19 protein-coding genes are annotated in these 21,304 nt (G+C 59.6%); 4 read left to right on the top strand and 15 right to left on the bottom strand.

Annotated elements, in window-relative coordinates; genetic code table 11:
* Window positions 1–110: 110 nt before the first annotated feature.
* The 3 genes from GGD50_RS13810 to GGD50_RS13820 form a co-directional block, all read right to left on the bottom strand.
* Window positions 111–1,490, bottom strand: a complete 1,380-nt coding sequence (locus GGD50_RS13810; protein WP_183937797.1) for an aspartate aminotransferase family protein — start codon at window positions 1,488–1,490, stop codon at window positions 111–113.
* A gap of 32 nt (window positions 1,491–1,522) precedes the next feature.
* A complete protein-coding gene (locus tag GGD50_RS13815; RefSeq protein ID WP_183937799.1) occupies window positions 1,523–3,019 on the bottom strand; it encodes an NAD-dependent succinate-semialdehyde dehydrogenase in 1,497 nt (498 codons plus the stop codon).
* A 119-nt stretch (window positions 3,020–3,138) separates the two neighbouring features.
* A complete protein-coding gene (locus GGD50_RS13820) occupies window positions 3,139–3,633 on the bottom strand; it encodes an Lrp/AsnC family transcriptional regulator (protein WP_183937801.1) in 495 nt (164 codons plus the stop codon).
* A gap of 264 nt (window positions 3,634–3,897) precedes the next feature.
* On the opposite strand from GGD50_RS13820, the gene GGD50_RS13825 reads away from it, so the two are divergent.
* Complete coding sequence (locus GGD50_RS13825; RefSeq protein ID WP_183937803.1) at window positions 3,898–4,566, top strand: methyltransferase family protein; 669 nt, start codon at window positions 3,898–3,900, stop codon at window positions 4,564–4,566.
* A gap of 207 nt (window positions 4,567–4,773) precedes the next feature.
* Window positions 4,774–6,315 carry a hypothetical protein gene (locus GGD50_RS13830; protein ID WP_183937805.1) on the top strand — a complete coding sequence of 514 codons (1,542 nt, stop codon included), beginning with the start codon at window positions 4,774–4,776 and terminating at the stop codon, window positions 6,313–6,315.
* 88 nt (window positions 6,316–6,403) lie between these two features.
* On the opposite strand, the gene GGD50_RS13835 is transcribed toward GGD50_RS13830, so the two are convergent.
* The 7 genes from GGD50_RS13835 to GGD50_RS13865 form a co-directional block, all read right to left on the bottom strand.
* Window positions 6,404–7,462, bottom strand: coding sequence for an ABC transporter ATP-binding protein (locus GGD50_RS13835; RefSeq protein ID WP_183937807.1), 1,059 nt, complete (start codon window positions 7,460–7,462; stop codon window positions 6,404–6,406).
* A gap of 4 nt (window positions 7,463–7,466) precedes the next feature.
* Entirely contained in the window at window positions 7,467–8,297 is an 831-nt protein-coding gene (locus GGD50_RS13840) for a carbohydrate ABC transporter permease (protein ID WP_183937809.1), read from the bottom strand.
* A 3-nt stretch (window positions 8,298–8,300) separates the two neighbouring features.
* A complete protein-coding gene (locus GGD50_RS13845; RefSeq protein ID WP_183937811.1) occupies window positions 8,301–9,236 on the bottom strand; it encodes a carbohydrate ABC transporter permease in 936 nt (311 codons plus the stop codon).
* 90 nt (window positions 9,237–9,326) lie between these two features.
* Complete coding sequence (locus GGD50_RS13850) at window positions 9,327–10,586, bottom strand: ABC transporter substrate-binding protein (protein ID WP_183937813.1); 1,260 nt, start codon at window positions 10,584–10,586, stop codon at window positions 9,327–9,329.
* 42 nt (window positions 10,587–10,628) lie between these two features.
* Complete coding sequence (locus GGD50_RS13855; protein WP_183937815.1) at window positions 10,629–11,795, bottom strand: PLP-dependent transferase; 1,167 nt, start codon at window positions 11,793–11,795, stop codon at window positions 10,629–10,631.
* Entirely contained in the window at window positions 11,792–12,487 is a 696-nt protein-coding gene (locus tag GGD50_RS13860) for a FadR/GntR family transcriptional regulator (RefSeq protein ID WP_343069926.1), read from the bottom strand. Before GGD50_RS13860 ends, GGD50_RS13855 begins: the two co-directional genes overlap by 4 nt.
* Window positions 12,488–12,693: 206 nt before the next feature.
* Window positions 12,694–14,991 carry a heavy metal translocating P-type ATPase gene (locus GGD50_RS13865; protein WP_183937817.1) on the bottom strand — a complete coding sequence of 766 codons (2,298 nt, stop codon included), beginning with the start codon at window positions 14,989–14,991 and terminating at the stop codon, window positions 12,694–12,696.
* A gap of 70 nt (window positions 14,992–15,061) precedes the next feature.
* Between GGD50_RS13865 and GGD50_RS13870 the strand changes: the two genes are divergently transcribed.
* Both GGD50_RS13870 and GGD50_RS13875 read left to right on the top strand, forming a co-directional pair.
* Complete coding sequence (locus GGD50_RS13870) at window positions 15,062–15,487, top strand: MerR family transcriptional regulator (protein ID WP_183937819.1); 426 nt, start codon at window positions 15,062–15,064, stop codon at window positions 15,485–15,487.
* Window positions 15,488–15,590: 103 nt separating this feature from the next.
* Window positions 15,591–16,490 carry a universal stress protein gene (locus tag GGD50_RS13875; protein WP_183937821.1) on the top strand — a complete coding sequence of 300 codons (900 nt, stop codon included), beginning with the start codon at window positions 15,591–15,593 and terminating at the stop codon, window positions 16,488–16,490.
* 50 nt (window positions 16,491–16,540) lie between these two features.
* Here GGD50_RS13875 and GGD50_RS13880 read toward each other — a convergent pair whose 3' ends face one another.
* The 5 genes from GGD50_RS13880 to GGD50_RS13900 form a co-directional block, all read right to left on the bottom strand.
* Complete coding sequence (locus GGD50_RS13880; protein ID WP_183937823.1) at window positions 16,541–17,134, bottom strand: class I SAM-dependent methyltransferase; 594 nt, start codon at window positions 17,132–17,134, stop codon at window positions 16,541–16,543.
* Between the two features lie 130 nt (window positions 17,135–17,264).
* Window positions 17,265–18,986, bottom strand: coding sequence for an ABC transporter ATP-binding protein (locus GGD50_RS13885; RefSeq protein WP_183937825.1), 1,722 nt, complete (start codon window positions 18,984–18,986; stop codon window positions 17,265–17,267).
* A gap of 258 nt (window positions 18,987–19,244) precedes the next feature.
* On the bottom strand, window positions 19,245–19,700 hold the full coding sequence (gene derI, locus GGD50_RS13890; protein WP_183937827.1) for a D-erythrulose-4-phosphate isomerase: 456 nt from the start codon (window positions 19,698–19,700) through the stop codon (window positions 19,245–19,247).
* Window positions 19,697–20,482 (bottom strand): triose-phosphate isomerase, encoded by a 786-nt coding sequence (locus GGD50_RS13895; protein WP_183937829.1) that lies wholly within the window; start codon window positions 20,480–20,482, stop codon window positions 19,697–19,699. Before GGD50_RS13895 ends, derI begins: the two co-directional genes overlap by 4 nt.
* A gap of 8 nt (window positions 20,483–20,490) precedes the next feature.
* Window positions 20,491–21,255: a DeoR family transcriptional regulator gene (locus GGD50_RS13900; RefSeq protein ID WP_183937831.1), complete on the bottom strand. Its 765-nt coding sequence runs from the start codon at window positions 21,253–21,255 to the stop codon at window positions 20,491–20,493.
* Window positions 21,256–21,304 lie beyond the last annotated feature (49 nt).

Genomic DNA, 21,304 nt, shown 5'->3' on the forward strand with positions numbered 1-21,304 from the left:
TATCCATGTACACCATCCAATGCGGCATGGCGATGACCAAGCCGATAAGCTCAGTCCATTGTCAACAACGGACTGCGCGATGCTCGTATGAGCCTTCCGCGGCAGCCGCGTCAGAGATTGGAAAATACGCTTTTGATCGCGTCCGCCGCGACCTTGACGACGATATCGGCTTCACCGCGCGTCAGGCACAAGGGCGGGGCGAAGCCGAGAATGTCTCCCTGCGGCATGGCGCGGCCGATCACGCCCCGCTCAAGCAGTGCTGCCGCCACCTGCGGGCCGATCTTTTTCGCCGGATCGAAGAACTTGCGATCATCCCGGTCTTCGACGAATTCGACCGCCGCCATCAGCCCATCGCCACGGACCTCGCCCACATGCTTGTGATCGCCGACGGCCTTGGCAAGCTCGGACCGGAAGTAGGCGCCAGTCGAACCAGCGTTTTCGACGATGCCGAGTTCATCGATCAGTTCGAGATTGGCGATGCCGGCGGCCGCACAGATCGGGTGGGCGGAATAGGTCCAGCCATGACCGATGGCGCCGAGCTGATCGGAACCCTGTACGAGCACTTGCCACATCTTGTCGGAGACGATGCTGCCGGAAAGCGGCGCGTAGGCGGAGGTCAAGCCCTTGGCGATGGTGATCAGATCCGGCTTCATGCCGTAGTGGTCCGAGCCGAACATTGTCCCGAGCCGGCCGAAACCGGTCACGACCTCGTCGGCGACGAGAAGGACATCGTATTTGTCGAGCACGGCCTGGATCTTCTGCCAATAGGTCTTCGGCGGCGGAACGATGCCGCCGGTGCCGAGGATGGGTTCGCCGATGAAAGCGGCGACGGTTTCCGGACCTTCGGCCAGGATCATCTCTTCCAGCTTGTCCGCACAATATTGAGCGAACTGTTCTTCATCCATCGACCGATCGGGGCGGCGGAAGAAATAGGGTGCTTCCGTATGGAGGATGGGGTCGCGCGGCAGATCGAAAGCCTTATGGAAGAGTTCGAGCCCGGTAAGGCTGCCGGTCATGACCCCCGATCCGTGATAGCCGCGCCAGCGCGAAATGATCTTCTTCTTTTCCGGCCGGCCGAGGATGTTGTTGTAATACCAGATGAGCTTGATGTTCGTCTCGTTGGCGTCCGAGCCGGAGAGGCCGAAATAGACGCGGCTCATGCCCTTGGGCGCCCGGTCGATGATCATCTTGGAAAGCGTGATCGACGCTTCCGTACCGTGCCCGACATAGGCGTGATAATAGGCGAGGTTCTTTGCCTGCTCCGCGATGGCGTCGGCGATTTTCTGCCGGCCATAGCCGACATTGACGCAGTAGAGGCCAGCAAAGGCATCGAGGCTTTTCTTGCCGTTGGTGTCGGTGATGTAGACGCCTTCGCCGCCGCCGACGACGCGGGTCGGCGTTTCGCCGCGGGCGTGCATTCCCATATGGGTCGAGGGATGAAAGAAGTGATCCCTGTCCCACGCGTTCAGTTCGTTGCGCTTGTCCAACATGATATTTTCCTTTGCTGAAAGTGGGTGGCGCGTCAGGCAGCCGTGTCGATGCAGAGATATTTGAGCTCGGTGAAAGCCTCGATGCCGTGGCGCGAACCTTCGCGGCCAAGACCGGATTGCTTCCAGCCGCCGAAGGGAACCGGTCCGCCTGTAATCTTGACGCGATTGATCGCCACCATCCCGTAATCCAGGGCTCGGCCGAGGCGCATCTGACGCGCACCGTTTTGCGTCACGACATAGGCGACGAGGCCATATTCGATATCGTTGGCGCGGGCGATGACCTCCGCCTCGGTGTCGAACGACGTCACTGCGGCGACCGGCCCGAATGTCTCCTCGTGCATGATCAGCGCATCGGGGGATGGCTCGATAAGCAGTGTCGGTTCGAAGAAGAGCGGCCCTGCCGCGTGGCGTTTCCCGCCGGTGGCCAGCCTTGCGCCGTGCTTCAACGCATCGGCCACATGTTCCTCGACTTTCGCCAGAGCCCGCTCGTGCATCAGCGGTCCGATGTCGACTGCGTCCATCAATCCATCGCCTACCTTGAGAGCCGCTATCCGCTTGGCAAAGGCAGCGACGAAGGGTTCCATGATCGAACGCTGCACGAAGATGCGATTGGCGGCGAGACAGTCCTGGCCGGACGTCGCAAATTTGGCATTGATCGCGATGTCGACGGCGCGCTCCAGGTCGGCATCGTCAAAGATGATCAGCGGCGCATGCCCGCCGAGCTCCATCACCAGCCGCTTCATGGTAGGAGTGCATTGGCCAGCAATCAGTTTGCCGATGCCTGTCGAGCCGGTGAAGCTCAAGGCCCGCACTCTGGCATCCTCGCAGAGAGCGCCGACGATCGTGGCGGCGTCGCCGGTGACGACGTTGAAGACGCCGGCGGGGATGCCGGCACGCTCACCGAGTTCGGCAAGGGCCAGCGCCGACAGCGGCGTTTCCGACGATGGATGGGCGACGACGGTGCATCCGGCGGCAAGGGCTGCGGCAGCCTTGCGCGTGAGCATGGCAGAGGGAAAGTTCCAGGGCGTGACGATCCCCACGACACCCAATGCTTCCCGGCGCACGATCATTTCGGTGTCCGGCAGATGGCTGGTGACGCTTTCGGAATTGATCCGCTTGGCTTCCTCCGCATACCATTCGATGAAGCCGGCGGCATAATCGATCTCCCCGCGGGATTCGGCGAGCGGCTTGCCCTGTTCCAGCGTCATGATGAGCGCCAGATCCTCCTTCGCGGCGAGCATCAACTCATACCATTTGCGCAGGATCGTCGTGCGCTGCTGCGGCAGGAGCGAGCGCCAGGCTGAAAAGGCATCCGCTGCCGCGTCGATCGCCTCGAACGTCTCATCCCTGCCCAGGCTGGAAACCCAGGCGAGCGTGGTGGCGGAGGCGGGGTCGATGACGTTGAAGCTCGCGCCGGTCTTGCCGGCGACCCAGCGGCCGCTCACATAGGAGAGATCCCGCAGTAAATGCCGGTCGTTCAGTCGTGACAGGGCTTCGTGATAGACGGGGCGGGCGCGCACTGCAGTCATCGGCAAACCTCTCTCTTCAGGTGTCCAATGCTCTCACGGAACGCCGCGAGACATTGTCCATTGGTCGCTGCTGAAAGAGAGAGAGCGCCTAAAGAGTAAGGCGGCCGTAGAGAGTGTCTCTATTCGTCGCCCTGAGGCTCTGCGGAAAGGAGATTGGCGATCGGAAGCACGGTCTCCTCCTTGACGGTCTTGGTGACGATATAGGTAAAATAACGCTCGATGCCGAGGTCGCGATCCAGAAGGCCGTCGATCAGCCGCTGATAGGCGTCGATATCGGGCGTCATAATCTTCAGAATGTAGTCGACGCCGCCTCCGACCGACCAGCAGGCGACGATTTCGGGAATGGCGGAGATTGCCCGCTCAAAGCGCTCGAAGTCGCTCTGGCGATGGTTGGCGAGCGTGAGTTCGACCATGACGCTGGCAACTGCCGCAAGCCGGCGTGGCGCAAGATGGGCATGATAGCCGGAAATAATCCCGGCCTTCTCGAGCTTGCGCAGCCGAAGCCAGCATGGAGTGGGCGAAAGCCCTACCTTTTCGGCAAGCGCGAGTTTGGTGATGCGGCCATCACGTTGAATGGCATCCAATATACGCAAATCGATTGCATCGAGTTTCATTTGCAGAACTGTGTGTGAATGAGCTGACTGTTCGACCAATGACATTCGAGACCGGGACTGACAAGCGCATATCCGGGAATTGGGCTTTCGCGACGGCATCCCGGATCGTGTGCTGCGGCAAGACGGGTCCGAGGGCATTTCACGAGGAACAATATCAACGTGAAATGGATTTTATTGATTGATCGAAACAGCACCGTCGCGAGAAGCGTATTTGCTTCCAGGCGTGCCTCCGGCTTTTCCCGTTGACAGTTTTTGGAGTGTGCCATGGTGATCTACTTGCTCCAACTCCTGGCCTGGTCGGTCTTTATTGCGGCCCTGATGCTGTGGCCGGCGGGTACGCTGGCTTTTCCGGGCGCTTGGGTTGTAATTGCCTTCTTCGTGCTCGGCGGCTTGGCGATGATCCTGTGGTTGTCGAAGCATAGCCCGCGCCTGTTGCGTGAACGTATGGCATCTCCGCTGCAACGTGATCAGAAGCCGTGGGATCGCGTCTGGTTGACGTTTTTCGTTTTGGCCTTCTTGGGTTGGTTATATTTCATGGGTTGGGATGCGGCCCGGACGGGCTTCCGAGCGATGCCGCCGTGGCTTCAAGCGCTTGGCGGCCTTGGTATGGCGGTCAACATGCTTGGTACCTGGTGGACGTTTCGCGAAAACGTCTTCGCCGCGCCCGTGGTAAAGATCCAAAAGGATCAAAAAGTGATCGATACCGGCCCCTATGCCATTGTTCGCCATCCGATGTACGCGAGCGCGTTGTTTTTCCTTATTGGCATGCCGCTATTGCTCGGTTCCTGGCTCGGCCTCGCATTCTCCGCAGTGTTCATCCTGGGTGTCGCCTGGCGGGCGGTGCATGAGGAGCGCGCTTTAAGCGCGGAGCTGAGCGGCTATCAAGCCTATGCGGCCCGCGTGCGATATCGGCTCGTGCCATTCGTCTGGTAGCACCTCGTATGGTGGTGTTGCGACCGCAATTTCCGTGCGGCGCAATCGATCATCAACATCCCTTGGTGCCATGCTTTAACGCCCAATTTAGCAAGTTCGCGTTATGGTAGCGTCATAGCTTTTGGCGATTGGTATATTTTACATGAGTTATGATGCATCGACGGCGACACCTCGACCGCTATTTGGGATGACAATGGGGTCAGCCGAATGAGTAGCGCGGCGGACACGCCCGGATTTAGGTCGACGACGTCGTCAGTGCTATGGGTCGCGCTGCTTCAGAGTGCTGTGGTTTTCATGGCGGTGGCGCTGTGGCAGCAGCGGTGGGGAACCATCGTCGACACAAGCTGGCTCATTACCATGGCTGAGCGGGTACTCGATGGAGAGCGGCTCTATGTCGATGTGATCGACAGCAACCCGCCGTTTTCGCTCTGGCTTTTCCTACCGGCGATCATAGCGTCGAGATGGGCAGGGATCGCTCCCGAAATAGGCATCTGTCTCTACACCTGCCTCGCAGTGGTCGTGGGTCTGGGTTTATCGGCCGCAATCGTCCGGCGGGCGGGCTTTGCCGAAAATCACGCCCTGCTTCGGTTGCTACCACTTTTCGTCGCACTCTTCACGATTTTTCCCGGCAATACCTTCACCGAGAGAGATCACGTCGGCACGGTGCTGTTTCTGCCCTTGCTGGCGCTCATGGCATTGCGGGCTGACACCACACGTCGTGTCGCACCCGGCTTCGTCCTGATTGTCGGCGCCGGTCTCTGCGGTAGCGTTCTTGTTCTGGTGAAGGCCTATTATGTCGTCGCTTACATCGTGCCCGCGCTCTATGTGGCCTGGCGGCGCCGAAACCTGTGGCTACTTCTGGCGCCCGAGAACTGCATCATCGGCATAGTCGGTGTCGCCTATATCGCGCTCGTCTTTTTGCTGACGCCCGAATTCATGCGGGATCTCCTCCCGCAGGTAGCGGATGTCTACATGAAGATAGGTGATCCGGTCAGGGTCGTATTGAGGTGCGGGCCGTCCTACCTGCTGATTTTGCTTCTGTTTCGGATGGTTGCACCCAAAGCGCCGGCTACGCCACTTTGTGCCGTGACGCTTCTGGCTTCACTCGCTGCCGTCGCGCCCTTGATCTATCAAGGCAAGGGTTGGGCCTACCATGCTTTCGCTGCGATCTCGCTGGCACTTGTTGCTGTGCTTTGCAGGGTCGCAGCGTCTTCCGGCTGGCGTTACAACCGTGAAACGCTCGCACGTGGCATTCTTTGCGCCATTGTCGTCATGTTTGCATGGCTGCCGTTTTTGCAGACGGAGAAGCCGAGCGACGCTTTCGTCGCTGCAGTGAAAGCGGCATCGAAGGGAGAGCCGACGCTCGGCGTCATCGGCAGCGATATCGCCGATGCCCATCCGCTCGCCAGGATTGTCGGGGCCCGCTTTTTGTCTGCCAATAACAGCGACTGGTTCGGCGCCCTCGCGTATGTTCTGGCTCGGAAGGCGTCAGCGAAAGGAGACGCGGCGGATGCTGACCGCTACCAGAAGCGGTCGGATGCTTATCTGGACGCCAAATATGCCGAATTCGCCAGCTACAACTACGATCTGATCGTCATCCAGCAGGATGAGCCACTTTGGACCGATTACGTGCTTGGTCAACCACGTTTTGCAGCGCTGCTTTCTGCCTATCATCCCATTGCAAAGGATGAGCGGGTTACCGTCTATGGTCGCAACGTTCCCGCCGAACCGAGTTCGAACGCTCCGTAGTAGATGATCCGGAAGCGTTGTTGGCCGCAAACGCAGTTCGACGGGCAAGCTCAATGTGGCAAGTTGCAACCGTTCGAGACACTGCTAGCTAGCCGGCGCGTTTTCCGTCGCCGTCGAAGACGTGTAGATGTTGCGACGGGAATATCACATTCACTTTCGGTCCCGCCTTCAGCACATCTCGATTGAGCGAGAAGACCTTGAAGGGCAGGCCGTGCAGCGAGAGGTGGAGAATGATGCCGAAGCCGGTGGGCTCGATAAGTTCCACATCGGCGCTGATGCCGGAGCCGTCCGCTGACAAAATCACATGCTCCGGTCGGATTCCGAGTGTCACTTTGGCTCCGGTCGGCAGGTTTGGTGTTGCCAAAAGCAGGACGATGGTTCCGTCCTTCAGTCGCAAACCGCCTGTTTCATAGGTCGCGTCGAGAAAATTCATCCCTGGAGAGCCGATAAAACCGGCAACGAAGAGATTGGCGGGGCGATCGTAAAGCTCGAGCGGGCTGCCGACCTGCTGAACCACTCCGCCATGCATGGCGACAATCCGGTCTGCCAGTGTCATCGCCTCGATCTGATCGTGCGTCACATAGATCGAGGTCGCCTTCAGGTCGCCATGCAGTTTCTTGATTTCGGCCCGCATCTGTTCGCGCAGACGCGCATCGAGGTTCGAAAGCGGCTCGTCGAAGAGGAAGGCTTTGGGCTGGCGCACGATGGCGCGGCCCATGGCGACGCGTTGGCGCTGGCCGCCCGACAGCGCCTTCGGGCGCCGTTCGAGCAGGGGATCGAGACCAAGTTTCGACGCTGCTGCGGCGACGGCCTTTCCGATCTTATCCTTCGCAATCTTCCGGAGCTTGAGGCTGTAGCTCATATTGCCGGCGACGTTCATGTGCGGATAGAGCGCATAGGATTGGAACACCATGGCGATGTCGCGGTCCTTCGGATGCAGCTCGTTGACACGGTTGTTCGCAATACGGATCTCGCCGCCGCTGATGTCTTCGAGACCGGCGATCATTCGGAGCAGCGTTGACTTGCCGCAGCCGGAGGGACCGACGAGAACGACGAATTCGCCGTCCTTGATCCTGAGGTCGATATCGTGCAGCACCTGCACGTGGCCATAGGCTTTTTTGACGTTCTGGATATCGATCGATGCCATGTGACTAACCCTTGACCGCGCCGGCCGTCAGACCCTGCACGAGATAACGCTGGATGAGCAGGAAGAAGAGGCCGGCCGGAATGAGCGCCATGACGCCCGCTGCCATCATCTGCCCGAAATCCACGGAGAATTTCGAAACGAAGGTGAGAAGCCCGACGGGGAAGGTTGCTGCCTGATTGCCGTTGATGAGCATCAGGGCGAACAGCAGCTCGCTCCAGGCGGCCGTGAAGACGAAACCGAGCGTCGCGGCGATGCCGGGCAATGTCAGCGGCAGAATGATCTGCCGAAACGCCGTGAACTGCGTCGCACCGTCGATCATCGCAGCCTCTTCGAGGTCCTTCGGGATACCGTCGAAGAAGGATTGCATCAGGAAGGTGGCGAAGGGCACGTTGAAAGCCGTGTAGACGATGACGAGGCCGGTCAGGCTGTTCGTCAGATGCAGCGGCGTCAGGATCTTGAAGATCGGCGCAACCAGCATGACCAGCGGAAACATCTGCGTCAGCAGCATAAGGGCCACGATCCAGTATTTGGCGCGGAAGGTGAAGCGCGAGAGCGCGTAGCCGGAAAGCGATGCGCAGATAGTCACTGTGATCGCTGTCGATGCGGAGACGATCAGGCTGTTTTTAAAAAATGTCGGAAAATCGCTATGTTGCAGCACGAAGGCGTAGTGCTCCCATGTCGTGCGCGACGGCCACATGCGCACGCCTTCCGAATAGAGCAGGTCATTCGGTGTGACCGAGACCTTCAGCAGCCAGAAGAGCGGGAAGAGCGCAAAAACCACGTAGCAAAGGATTGCCAGGCGATGCGCGATGGTGGGGATGACGGATCGTCTCATGGCTCAATCCTTGTTCAGCAGGGTCTGCCGCAGCAGGATGATCAGCATGGAATAGGCAAGCAGCAGCAGGAGCAGGACGAGAGCTATGGCGGATGCGTAGCCGAAATCCAGCCGCTTGAAAGCCTGGGTGAAGATGTAGCTTGCGACGATCTGGGTGCGATCGGCAGGCCCCCCTCCGGTCATCACGACGATCAGATCGGCGAAGTTCGAGATCCAGACCGTGCGCAACAATACGGTGATCGCGATCGTCGGAGCAAGGAAGGGGAGCGTAATCGAGCGGAAGCGCTGGAACCAACCGGCACCGTCGATCGAAGCGGCTTCATAAAGATCGCGTGGGATCGCCTGAAGGGCGGCCAGCAGCGTAATGGCGAAGAAGGGAATGCCCCACCAGACATTGGCGACGATCGGCCCCCACATCGCATATTGTGGATCGGAGAGGATGTTGCCGGGCTCCTTCATCAGGCCGAGCGCGAAGAGCCAGTGCGGAATAGGGCCGATCACGGGATTGAAAAGCCATGCCCAATTGAGGCCGGCGAGGAAGGAGGGGACCGCCCAAGGCAGAAACACCAGCGCCTGCACGATTGCCCTGCCGAGAAACGGCTTATCCAGCAACAGAGCAAGAATCAGCCCGAAGATGAATTGCAAGACCACCGAGGCGCCGGTCCACCAGAGCGTATTCTTCAGCGCGCCGTAGAAGGCGGGGTCTTTTGAGAGATCGCGGAAATGCTCCAGGCCGATAAAGCCGCCGGAAAACGGATTGAGCAATTGAATATCGCGAAACGCGTAGGAAATGCCGATCACCAGCGGCACCAGCATGACGGCGATAATGAGGATGAGCGCTGGGGCGCTATAGAGATAGGGCTCCGAGGCATCGGCAAGGCGCTTCAGCCACGGCCTGCGGTCGTGACGCCTGTCGAGCGTGTCGGCGGTCATGGTCATCGGCCAATGTTCCCGTTCGCGGCGTTCGGACGCCGTCTGTTTCATGTGCGGAAAAGCGGCGGCGGATTGCTCCGCCGCCGGGAGTCGATCTTATTTCTTGGCGAGGAATTTCTGCTGCGCCTTGGTCAGGTAATCGGCCCATTGATCGGCCAGGTCCTTGGCCGAGATATCGCCGAGCAGTGCCTGCTGCGACGTCTTGATGGCGAGCGAATCCTTGAAGAAGGCAAATTCCTCGAGATAGGTCGGCATGACCGTCGGAACAGTATTCTTGTCGGCCAGTTCCTCGAACCAGCCCTTGAACTGGTCGCCGGCGTAGAAGGGGTCCTTCTCAGCGGACGTGTAGGCCGGCAGGGCGCCGATCTTCTTGTTCCATTCGAGATTGCCTTCCTTACCTTCAAGGGTTGCGATCAGCTTCCAGGAGAGATCCTTGTTCTGGCTCGTCGAGAACATCGACCAACCGGCATAACCGATTGTCGGGAAAGACTTGCCGTCCGGACCCTTCGGCAATGGCGTGACGCCGAAGTCATCCTTGTTCATGCGTTCGGCGATTGCGATCAAGGCATCCGGATCCTGATCGAGGAAAGCGCAGGTGCCGGAATAGAAGCCGGCGACGACTTCGTTGAAGCCCCAGTTGACGCTGTCCTTCGGCGCATAGCCCTTCTTGTAGAGATCGACCATCCATTCGATGCCCTTGGCCCAGCCGGGGCTGTTCATCGTCGATGTGCCGTCATCCTTGAAATATTTGTTGTCGCCGGCCATGGAGGCCGCGAAGATCATCCAGCCGTTCAGGCCGCCGGGGCCGCCGCGCATGCAGTAGCCGTATTTGCCGGGCAGCTTGGAGATTGCTTCGGATGCCTTGACGAAATCGTCCATCGTCTTCGGCGGTTCGGCAATGCCGGCATCCTTCAGGATCTTCTTGTTGTAGAACATGGCGCGCAGATAGAAGCCGTAGGGCAGCATATAGGCGGTTTTCTTCACGTCGCGGCCGAGCTCGAGGGCGCGCGGCGTCAATTCACTCGTATGCTCCCACTTCGCCAAGTAAGGCTCCAGGCTTTCGAGCATGCCGTTATTGCCATAGAGCGACAGCCAGGTATCGGGCATTTCCATTACATCAGGCGTGTCACCCGCCGAAACCATGGTCGCGAACTTCTGGAAGGCTTCGTTCCAGGGAAGGGAAATGATATCGACCTTCGTGCCCGGATTGGCCGCTTCGAACTTGGCGACGATCGACTTCAGCGTCTCGGTGCGTTCCGGGCTGGTAATGACTTCGACGAGTTTCAGCGTGGTATCGGCAAAGGCCGTGCTCGCCATCATCGTGGCGAAAAGTGCTGCCGTGATCAGTGTTTTCATGCTCAGTTCCCCCTTTTCGGTGTTTCTCTCAGGTTGATGGTCTTATGAGGCGGCGGCGATCGCTTCCTCGATATCTCTCCACAGCGCCTCGGTTCCTTCGAGACCGACATGGAGACGTACGGACCGCGGACTGATACTAAAGGTATGCGCGGAATTCGGCTGTGCCTTCTGCTGAAGCACGACCTCGCCCGGTACGATCAGGCTTTCGTGCCCACCCCAGCTCACACCCAGTTTGAAGAGCTTGAGGTGATCGGCGAAGGCGCGGATATCGACGCCTTCGCGGAAGATGAATGAAAACAGGCCCGAGGTGCCGTTGAGCCCGGCGGGCAAACGGTTGGCAAGGCCCGGATGGCAGACCTTCTCGACGACATCGAGCTCCTGCAGCCGTTTGGCGATCGTCATTGCGGCCGCCTCATGCGCTCTCATGCGGATCGGCAAAGTGCGCAAGCCACGGATCAAAAGCCAGGCGTCGAAAGGCGAGAGCTTGCCGCCGAGATAAGGATATGCCTCGGCTTTCAGCCGCGCAATCATCGCCTTTGAACCAGCAACCACGCCGGCAACGACATCGCTATGGCCGCCCAGATATTTGGAAGCGGAATGGATGACGAGATCGACGCCGAGCGTCAACGGCCGCTGGAAATAGGGGCTGGCCCAACTGTTATCGATCATGGAAACGGCGCCATGCTGCTTGGCGAGTGCCGCGAGCGCGCCGACGTCATGGGCTTCCATCACCCAGCTCGTCGGGCTTTCCAGATAAAGTACCCTTGCGCCGGGCAGCGCCTTGGCAACAGCCTCCTCGTCGCGGCCATCCACATAGGTCACCTCGACCTTCATCCGTTTCAGCACCGTGCCGAACAGGCGGAAGGCATCCGGATAGACATGCTTGACCGCCACGATCCGATCGCCGGGCTCGACGAAGCTCAAAACGGCTGAAGAGATCGCCGCCATGCCGCTCGCAAAGCCGAGCGCATCCTCTGCACCTTCGAGTTTTGCCAGCATTTCCTCGAACATGCGCACGGTCGGATTGAGGCCGCGCGTATAGATCGGCCGCACCTTCTCGCCGCGATAGGAAGCGATCATGTCGTCGTAATTGGCAAAGGTGAAAAGCGATGTCTGAAAAATCGGCGGCACCACGGCATCGGCGTAATTGCCGTCATCATGGGCCGTGATGAGAGAAGCGAGATCGAACGGCTCTAGCCCGTCAGTCATTTGGACATTTCCTTGATGTCTTCCTCGACGACGTCGAGAATTTTCAATGTTTCGGCGCGCGCCGCCTCGGGGTCCTGAGCGACGATCGCGTTGAACAGTGTGCGGTGAAACGGAAAGGACCGGCGGGCAAAATCCTGCCGGTCGAAGGGGTGGGTCCAGAACCGCTCGAAGCTGCCGCGCATCTGTTCGAGGAGCTGCTTGAACAGAGGATTATGGGTGGCGTCATAGACGGCAAGGTGAAACGCCAGATCCTCCGGGCCGGAGGTGCCCTTTGCGATATGGACGCGCTCCATCTCGTCGAGCTTCTCCTCGATGATCGCAATATCCTTGCTCGTGCGCCTCTTGGCGGCGACCATTCCGGCTTCGCATTCGATACCGCGGCGAACCTCCAGGGTCTGCAGCAGCGCATCGCGCAGATGCGCCGTATCGAGCGACAAGGGCATATGGATGGTCGCTTTGGAAACAGGTTTCAGCAGATAGGTACCGCTGCCCTTGCGGGTTTCCACGACGCCCAAGGCTTGAAAATGCGTGACGACCTCCCGGATCGTCGAGCGCCCGACCGAGAGGGCCACCATCAATTCGCGCTCGGTCGGCAGCCGGTCACCGGCCTGGAGCCTCGAAGACTCGATGAAATCGGACAGCGCGTCGATAACTTGCTGCGTCCGGTCGATCGATGGGAGAGGGGTGAGCATGGCCTTCGTCATGACATTAAATTGGTCTGACATCTGCCATCAGGTCAATCTCTTTTTTATGTGTGGGCGTGTTTTTCACATAGGAATGAGACTATCAGTTCTCACCGTGGTGATAGGCGGCGACCGGACTGGTAAAAACAAAGGCCCGGCACATCGATTCCTCTGAATCCGTGTGCCGGGCCTTATGCAGTGGGTGACGATTAAGATCAGCGCACTTTCATCGAATAACCGCCGAACGCGCCTTTCCATCGCAACAATCTCATCGCATTTGCGGTGACGAGCACGGTTGCGCCGGTATCGGCGAGGATCGCCGGCCAGAGGCCGGTGATACCGGCAATCGTGGTCACCAGGAACACCGCCTTCAGGCCAAGTGCCATGCTGATGTTCTGGCGGATGTTGCTCATCGTGGTCCGTGATAGCACGACCATATTGGCGACATCGGTGACACGGCCGTGGAGGGCGGCGGCGTCCGCCGTCTCCAGCGCCACGTCGGTGCCGCCGCCCATGGCGATGCCGACGTCGGCGGCGGCCAAGCCAGGGGCATCGTTGATGCCGTCGCCGACCTTGGCAACGATCTGCTGCTTCGCCTGCAGTTCACGCACGATGCGCTGCTTATCTTCCGGCAAAAGCTGCGCGCGGGGTTCGATGCCCAGACCCTTTGCGATTGCACCGGCGGTACGGGCGTTATCGCCGGTCAGCATGACGGAACCGACGCCGGCCGTCTGCAATGCCTCGATCCCGGTGCGCGCATCGGCGCGGGGCTCGTCACGCATGGCGATCAAACCGGTAATCTTGCCGTCGACCACGAGAACGGAGACGCTTTTGCCTTCGTCGTTCATCGCTTCGATCCGGGCGTTCTGTTCGGCCGACAAAGGCTCGTTCTCCCGTGCTGCCTGTGGGGAGAGGAGCGATATGGTCTCGCCACCGACGCGGCCGCTGACGCCCTTACCGGGCAGGGCCTTCGCTTCGACTGCGGGCGGAACCGGAACGCCATCGGATTTCGCCCGCTCCAGAATTGCGAGGGCCAGCGGATGGCTCGAACCGTTTTCGAGAGCGGCAGCACGCGAAAGAACCTCTATCTCGGTGCGGCCGAAGCCCAGGATGTCCGTGACCTTGGGCTTGCCCTCGGTCAGGGTGCCGGTCTTATCGAAGGCGACCATCGTCACCTTGCCCATCGTTTCGAGAACAGCGCCGCCTTTCAGCAACAATCCACTGCGGGCGCCCGCCGATAGAGCCGCCGCGATCGCCGCCGGGGTCGAGATCACCAGGGCGCAGGGGCAACCGATCAGCAGGATGGCGAGGCCCTTGTATATCCACTCCAGCCAGCTTGCGCCGGCCACCAGCGGCGGCGTCACCGCAACCAGTGCCGCGACGGCGACCACGCCGGGCGTGTAGTAACGTGAGAAGCGGTCGATAAAGCGTTCGGTCGGTGCCTTGGATTCCTGCGCCTCTTCAACCAGCTTCACCACGCGGGCAATCGTGTTGTCGGTTGCGGCGGCGGTGACTTTGACGCGCAATACGGCATCCGTGTTGATGGTGCCGGCGAAGACCTTGGCATCCACACCTTTACGTACGGGCGTGCTTTCTCCGGTGACCGGCGCTTCGTCGATGGCGCTCTCACCTTCGATGATCGTGCCGTCGGCGGCGATGCGGTCGCCGGGACGCACGAGAATGATGGTACCCACCTTAAGGCTCTCGGCCTGGACTTCGCGGGTCTCGCCCTTGTCTTCGATCAAGGCGGTTTTCGGGACCAGGGTCGTCAATGACTGGATGCTGGCGCGCGCCTTACCGGCGGCGACACCTTCCAGCAGTTCGCCGACGAGGAAGAGGAAGACAACGGTTGCCGCTTCTTCGCCGGCATTGATGATGACCGCACCAACGGCCGCAATCGTCATCAGCATCTCGATGGAGAAGGGCGTGCCCGCCAATGCCGCCATGACGGCGCGGCGCGCGATCGGCACGAGACCGACCAGCATGGCGACGATGAAGGCATAGGATGCAATCGATGGTATGAGATGGCCAATGGCATAGGCGGCAACCAGCGCCACGCCCGAGACGATGGTCAGCCGACCCTTTTTGCTCTTCCACCAGGGACCATCCATGGGCGCATGGTCGTGACCGTGCAGGCCCTCGATTTCCTTTGAGGCATGGTCGTGATTATCATGATCGGCGTGGTCGTGCGATGAATGATCATGGCCGTCGTGATTATGGTCGTGGTCGTGGTGGTCGTGATCATGATCATGATGGTCATGCTGGTGCTCGGAGGGCGCGCGCTCGGCCTTGCCGGCCAGCGGGGCGAGGGAATAGCCGAGGCCGGCCACTTTCTTTTCGATCGCGGCGAGATTGCTGGTCTCGTCGTGACGAACGGTCATCGTTCCTGCGGTAACGGAAACGGAGACATCCTCCACGCCCGGCATGCGCCTCACAGCCGTATCGATCTTGGCTGCGCATGACGCGCAGTCCATGCCACTTACCCGGTATCGTGCTTCCGCTGTCTCTGCCATGATCCATTCCTTGTCAAACCGTGGCACCTCTCCTACATCCTCTAGTGGCTAGAGGTGCAAGAGGAAAATCATGAAAAAAATTACAATCGGCGAGGCGGCCCGGCAGAGCGGGGTGAAAGTGCCGACAATCCGCTACTACGAAAGCATCGGGCTTCTAGCTGAACCGGAGCGAAGCGAGGGCAACCAGCGTTCCTACGAGCAATCGCACCTTCATAGACTGGCTTTCATTCGCCATGCCCGCGAATTGGGCTTTGAGGTCGATGCGATCCGGACGCTTCTGGCGCTTCAGGACGACCCAAATCAATCCTGCGCCTCCGCCGACGCCATCGCCAAAGCCCGCCTAATCGAAGTCGAACAACGGATACGCAGCCTGAGGGCACTGAAAGCTGAGCTGGAGATGATGGTCGAAGGCTGCGGCCACGGCCGTATTGACCAATGCCGGGTGATCGAAGTTCTGGCCGATCACGGGCAGTGCATGCATCCGCGTCACGAGTAGGATTGAGCTTTCTCGAAGCGTTGCGGGCCATTTGATCTGGGACTAGAATCCACCGATTGGACTAGGAGCGGTACGGCAGCATCGCGAAAGGAGGTCCGATATAATGAGCCCGCCAGCACATGGAAGCGACGCGAAACCGCCACCGCAATGGGCCGGTCTTAAGTCGATTAGCTCCGTGCATGAAGCGACCATCCATGCCGCTGTTCTTGCGCTGCTGCCCGATCCCGCAACCGTCCGGAACTGCCTGGATATTGCCGAGGACGCCGCACGCGCTGTCCACGGCACTATGGCGGCAGCCCATATTGGTGCCGATCCCGAAAGGATGATCGCGGCGCCTGAGGAAGTCGACCTGCAGATTCTGCGAGACATGAATGAGGACTCTCCGAGCCAAAGATTCGAGCGGATTGCGGGTGCCTTTGCGGACTGGAAGCGGGTCAGTCCCGACCGTGAAAGCCTGCTATTGGATGATTGCCGCGGCGATCTGAGCCGCTGCGTGACGGCCGAATGCCATGAGACGGCGCTGGTCGTCGCTCCCTGCCATGGCAACATGGATGCCCGCGACGCGTTTTATGATCTGCTGTTCAGGGAACACAAGCTGGTGCTGGTGCCGCCTCCCGATGCTTACACCGGCAATCTTCTGGCCCATGTGGTGATCGGCTGGAAACCGCATGAACATGCGCAACGCGCTGTCGTTGCGGCAAGGCGCTGGCTGGTTGCGGCCGATCGCATCACTGTTCTATGCATCAACGACAAAGCCGACGGAAGCTATCAGCGCACGGCGAGGGAATTACTTGATCAGCTCGGCCTCGAGGGCGAGGTGGTCGCGATCAGTTCCGGAGGCCGGTCGGTCGGAGAAACAATCCTTGATTTTGCCCGTTCCGCGACCGCGACATGTCTGCTGATCGGAGCATTCAAGCACGGATACCTTCTGGAGCTGCTCCTAGGCCGCGTCACGCGCCACCTCCTGTCGCATTCCAAGCTTCCGCTGATGATGAAACATTAGCTCCTTGAGGCGATCGTTTGATTGCCCGCATTTGCGAACAACCTTCGCCGCTACACGCGCTTCAGGATGATGCCGTAGTGATAGGGTGGCAATTCCTCGATGAGGGCGGTGCTAAACCCCGCAGGTTCGACGATCTTTCGCACGGCGTCGGGCGACATGCGCATGTCCGTCCTTGGGCCGCGCGGCTGATCCAGGACGACCGTTTGTTCCCTGGGGATCGGATGCCAGTTGACGATCGCGAACAAGCCGCCCGGCCGCAGGATCTGCCAGGCTGCCCGTGCCAGATCCGGCTTGTCCGGCACGCCATGAAACGTGTTGGCAATCAATACATAGTCGACCGGTTCCGGCAGCAGCGAGACGATCTCGCGCGCATCGGCATTGATCCATAGGCGGACAGTGCCTCCGAGGCGCGCGACCTCGACTTTTGCCTGCTCGATCATCCCTGCATCCAGATCAAGCGCATAGACGCGGCCATCGACAAGACGGGCGAGCGGCGCGGTAAAATAACCATCCCCACAGCACAGGTCGAGCACGGTCATGTCAGGCCGGATGCCGAGATCAGTCAGAACCTCCGCCGGCCGCGGCCAAAGGGCCGCCCACCAATCCCGGTCGGGCATCGAGGTGGCGGGGAACAGATCATCCATTGTTCTTTTCTTTCGACGCGGAGGCCGTTTCCGGCGCGAGGCAGACGATTGTCTTGATGGTAGGCTAGACGGGCTCCTTTCGGAACCCGTCCACACGCTTATTTGGCCGCCGCCGCAATGCTCATCCGCATCATGGAAGCGTGTCGAACTGAGCGCTGTGAAGCCTGGCGTAACCACCGCCGCGGGCCAGCAGTTCCGCGTGCGATCCCTGCTCGACGATGCCATCAGACCCCATGACAATGATGCGATCGGCATTGCGGATGGTCGTCAACCGATGCGCCACCACCAGGGTCGTGCGCCCCTTCGAGAGATCTGCCAGTGCCTGCTGGATGGCATATTCGGTTGCCGTGTCGAGCGCCGACGTTGCCTCATCGAGGATAAGGATCGGCGGGTTCTTGAGGAAGATGCGCGCGATGGCGAGACGCTGCTTCTGCCCGCCCGACAGTTTCACGCCGCGTTCGCCGGTCGGCGTGTCCAGGCCGTCGGGCAGAGAGCGGACAAATTCATCGAGCGATGCGCGCCGCAGCGACTCCATGATGTCCTGATCGGTCGCACCAAGCTTTCCATAGGCGATGTTCTCGCGAATGGTCGATCCGAACAGGAACACGTCCTGCTGCACGATGCCGATCTGGCTGCGCAGTGAAGCCTGCGTCATATCGCGGATGTCGATGCCGTCGACGGTAATGCTACCGCCGGTCACATCGTAGAAGCGCGGTAGCAGCGAGCAGATCGTCGTCTTGCCCGTTCCCGAAGCGCCGACGAAAGCGACCGTTTCTCCGGCCGATATCGTCAGGTTCAGGCCATCGAAGATCGTACCCTGATCCGAATAGCCGAAGCTGACATCCTTATAGACGATATCGCCCTTGAGATGATCGACCACAATCGCATGTGGCCGGTCGGCGAGGTCGGGCTGCGTGTCGATCAGCGACAGGAAGCGTTTGAAGCCGGCAATGCCCTTCGGATACATTTCGAGCACCGACGTGATCTTGTCGATCGGGTGGAAGAAGACATTGATCAGCAGCAGGAAGCTGACGAAGCCGCCATAGGTCAACTCGCCGGAAACCACGAACCAGGTTCCGGCCACCATCACCACGAGCTGCACGAGGCGCGTGCTGAAATAGCTGAGCGCGATGCTGGCCGTCATATAGGCATAGGCATTGAGCTTGGTGGCCTTGTAGTCCTCGTTGTTGCGGGCAAAGAGCCGGCTTTCGTAGTCTTCGTTGGCGAAAGCCTTGACGACACGGATACCGCCGACACTCTCCTGCACGCGGATGTTGAAGTCACCGACCTTGGTAAACAGGCTGCGCCAGTTCAATGTCATCTTGGCGCCATAGCGGCTGACCAGCCAGGTCATGAAAGGCACGATGATGGTCGTCAGCAGCGCCAGCTTCCAATGCACCGAAAACATTAGCAGGAAGGCGCCGATGAAGGTCATGATGGCGATGAAGACGTCCTCGGGTCCGTGATGGGCGATTTCGCCCACCTCTTCGAGATCCTTGGTGACGTGGGTGATCAGATGCCCGGTCCTGTTGTTGTCGAAATAACGGAACGAGAGCTTCTGGATGTGGTCGAAGGCCTGGCGGCGCAAGTCGGATTCGATCGAGATGCCGAGCGCATGGCCCCAATAGTTGACCACGGCCATCAGGCCGGTGTTCAGCGCATAGACAACCAGCAGCAGCGCAGCCGTCGCGGCAATCAGACCCCAGTTACGGCTTGGCAGCAGCTCATCGACAAAGAGCTTGACCGCCAGTGGAAAGCCAAGTTCGAGCAGGCCGGCGATGACCGCGCAGCCAAAATCGAGAAAAAACAGGGTCTTGTAGCGCGCATAATAGGAAAAGAAGCGACGAAACATGAATGCCCTCCAAGGGCACGAGAGATCATATTGTTAGACAAGGATGGACTGAACAGCAGTCCGCATTCGGCATCGCTGTTCAGCGTTGATTGGTGCCGAAATTTCTCATCTAACTGATCTCCCTCATGAGTCGCACAGACCTTATAGCCGACAAACCAGGCGTTGTCATCCCCGACAGGGAATTGGTGTCATCATGCGCGTCGATTTCCTCGCCGCGTGCCGATGTGAGAGCACGCGGCAAGCCTGCACAAGTCCAATTCAGCGCGCGTTATATTTCGCGTCGACCTCATTGATTGCGTTGACGTTTCCGGCAGAACGCCCTTGCTCGTCGAATGTGTGTGCGAGGAAGGTGTCGGCGATTGCCTTGGCAAGCTCCGGCCCGATGACGCGGGAGCCCATCGTGATGATTTGCGCATTGTTCGAAAGCGCCGCACGTTCGGCCGAATAGGTATCATGCGTCAGTGCCGCGCGGATGCCGGGCACCTTGTTGGCCGAAATACTGACGCCGATGCCGGTGCCGCAGACGAGGATCGCCTTGTCATAGGTGCCATCGATGACGCCCGAGGCGACGCGATCGGCAAGGTTTGCGTAGAAAGCATCGGGACCGGCGTCGGTGCGCGACACTTCCTGCACGTCGTAGCGGGCCTTCAGATGTTCGGCGAGAATTTTTGCCAGGCCTTCGCCGGCGCTGTCTCCTGCGATTGCAAGCTTCATCGTCTGTCTCCTTGGAGTTTGGCGGTGCATTGGGCGAGGATGCCGAGATAACCTTCAGCGCTCCAAGCCGAACGACCGATGAAAAGTCCGTCGATATTCGGGCACGATATGAGTTCTTCACAGTTCCCCGGATTGACCGATCCTCCGTAAAGGCAGGGGATTCGTCGGCCGAGTGCATCCTGTGCGACCGATATGATTTCGGCATGGCGTGCATCGGCATAATCTGGCGAGGCGGGAATTCCCTTTTCGCCAATTGCCCATACAGGTTCGTAAGCAAGTAGGATCTGTGCGTCCTTTTGCGCCTCGGACAGCTTCGAAAAAGCACCGAGAACCTGAGCTTTCAAGATATCTGTCGCCCTGCCGCTTTCCCGGTCGGCCAGCGTCTCGCCGATGCAGATGAGCGGGATCAGACCGTGGCGGATAGCGGCTTCAGTTTTCATGCCGACCGTCTCGTTGGTCTCGCCGAAATGCTCGCGGCGTTCGGAGTGGCCGAGTTCGACGATGTCGAGGTTGCAATCCCTGAGCATGAGGGGAGAGATCTCGCCGGTCCAGGCACCCTCATCGGCCCAATGCATATTCTGTGCACCCACCTTTACGGAGGTGCCGGCAAGCAGAGCCTTGACTTGCCGCACCGCCGTAAATGGCGGAATGACGAAACGCTGGATCGTCGGATCCCGCTCGCCATCGGCGGCGCGTAGCGTCTCGGCATAGCTGCTGGCTTCTGCCAGCGTCTTGTTCATCTTCCAACTGGTTCCAATCCAGAATCGAGGGGCGGCGCTCATGTCGTCTCCTAGTCCGAGGCGATGATCAGGTTGATGTTGGCGCGTTCGAGCTGCGCGGCGGCGGCGGGCTCTGGGGTGCTATCGGTGATGATGGCCTCGAAAGCGGAAAGATCGGCCATGACATGCAGGGCCGTATGTCCGATGCGCTGGTGATTGACCAACAGGCAGGCCTTACTCGCAGACGCGATCATGGCCCGTTTCGCGCGTACGACATTGTCATCCATGTGATAGGCGAGGGTGCCGGAAACGGCTGGTGTCGAGATGAAGGCGATATCCGCCCTGAGGCGAAACAATGCTTCCTCCGTCACGACCCCCAGAAATGCGTTGAATTTCGGCGAATATATCCCACCCAGCGCAATCAATGTGATGCCGCTTTCGTTCTTCAATCTCTCGATGATCGCGGCATTATTGGTGATCAGCGTCAGCGGGCGCTTCTGCAACAACATCTCGCCGAGAACCGCTGCCATGGAACCGTCGTTGACCATGACCGTCATGCCCGGCTCGACAAGTTCCAGCGCGCGACGCGCCATGCTGACCTTGGCCTCATTGCCCTGGCGTTCGCGGATGCGGAAGTCGCTTTCGAACTGCATGCCCGCGTCGATCGTCGCGCCGCCCCGGATCTTGCGCAGGACGCCGGCCTGTTCGAGATCATCAAGATCCCTGTGAATGGTCATCTTCGACACGGCAAAGCGATCGGCCAGGTCATCGAGGTCGATGCTTTTATGCTCGATGAGCAGGTTGATGATCGATTGTTGCCGTTCTTCTCGTTTCACCTTGGTGCTCCGGTTCTCTCCGGCTTGGGTGCTTCGGAATGTAACACGT

Source organism: Martinezella paranaensis, from assembly GCF_014200235.1.
Classification (GTDB): domain Bacteria; phylum Pseudomonadota; class Alphaproteobacteria; order Rhizobiales; family Rhizobiaceae; genus Rhizobium; species Rhizobium paranaense.

Coding starts and splice junctions, on each gene's coding strand:
- GGD50_RS13865 (WP_183937817.1), bottom strand. CDS start 14,991: ATGGCAGAGACAGCGGAAGCACGATACCGGGTAAGTGGCATGGACTGC.
- GGD50_RS13845 (WP_183937811.1), bottom strand. CDS start 9,236: ATGACCATGACCGCCGACACGCTCGACAGGCGTCACGACCGCAGGCCG.
- GGD50_RS13880 (WP_183937823.1), bottom strand. CDS start 17,134: ATGGATGATCTGTTCCCCGCCACCTCGATGCCCGACCGGGATTGGTGG.
- GGD50_RS13870 (WP_183937819.1), top strand. CDS start 15,062: ATGAAAAAAATTACAATCGGCGAGGCGGCCCGGCAGAGCGGGGTGAAA.
- GGD50_RS13835 (WP_183937807.1), bottom strand. CDS start 7,462: ATGGCATCGATCGATATCCAGAACGTCAAAAAAGCCTATGGCCACGTG.
- GGD50_RS13830 (WP_183937805.1), top strand. CDS start 4,774: ATGAGTAGCGCGGCGGACACGCCCGGATTTAGGTCGACGACGTCGTCA.
- GGD50_RS13875 (WP_183937821.1), top strand. CDS start 15,591: ATGAGCCCGCCAGCACATGGAAGCGACGCGAAACCGCCACCGCAATGG.
- derI (WP_183937827.1), bottom strand. CDS start 19,700: ATGAAGCTTGCAATCGCAGGAGACAGCGCCGGCGAAGGCCTGGCAAAA.
- GGD50_RS13810 (WP_183937797.1), bottom strand. CDS start 1,490: ATGTTGGACAAGCGCAACGAACTGAACGCGTGGGACAGGGATCACTTC.
- GGD50_RS13850 (WP_183937813.1), bottom strand. CDS start 10,586: ATGAAAACACTGATCACGGCAGCACTTTTCGCCACGATGATGGCGAGC.
- GGD50_RS13820 (WP_183937801.1), bottom strand. CDS start 3,633: ATGAAACTCGATGCAATCGATTTGCGTATATTGGATGCCATTCAACGT.
- GGD50_RS13825 (WP_183937803.1), top strand. CDS start 3,898: ATGGTGATCTACTTGCTCCAACTCCTGGCCTGGTCGGTCTTTATTGCG.
- GGD50_RS13815 (WP_183937799.1), bottom strand. CDS start 3,019: ATGACTGCAGTGCGCGCCCGCCCCGTCTATCACGAAGCCCTGTCACGA.
- GGD50_RS13840 (WP_183937809.1), bottom strand. CDS start 8,297: ATGAGACGATCCGTCATCCCCACCATCGCGCATCGCCTGGCAATCCTT.
- GGD50_RS13895 (WP_183937829.1), bottom strand. CDS start 20,482: ATGAGCGCCGCCCCTCGATTCTGGATTGGAACCAGTTGGAAGATGAAC.
- GGD50_RS13860 (WP_343069926.1), bottom strand. CDS start 12,487: ATGCTCACCCCTCTCCCATCGATCGACCGGACGCAGCAAGTTATCGAC.
- GGD50_RS13855 (WP_183937815.1), bottom strand. CDS start 11,795: ATGACTGACGGGCTAGAGCCGTTCGATCTCGCTTCTCTCATCACGGCC.
- GGD50_RS13885 (WP_183937825.1), bottom strand. CDS start 18,986: ATGTTTCGTCGCTTCTTTTCCTATTATGCGCGCTACAAGACCCTGTTT.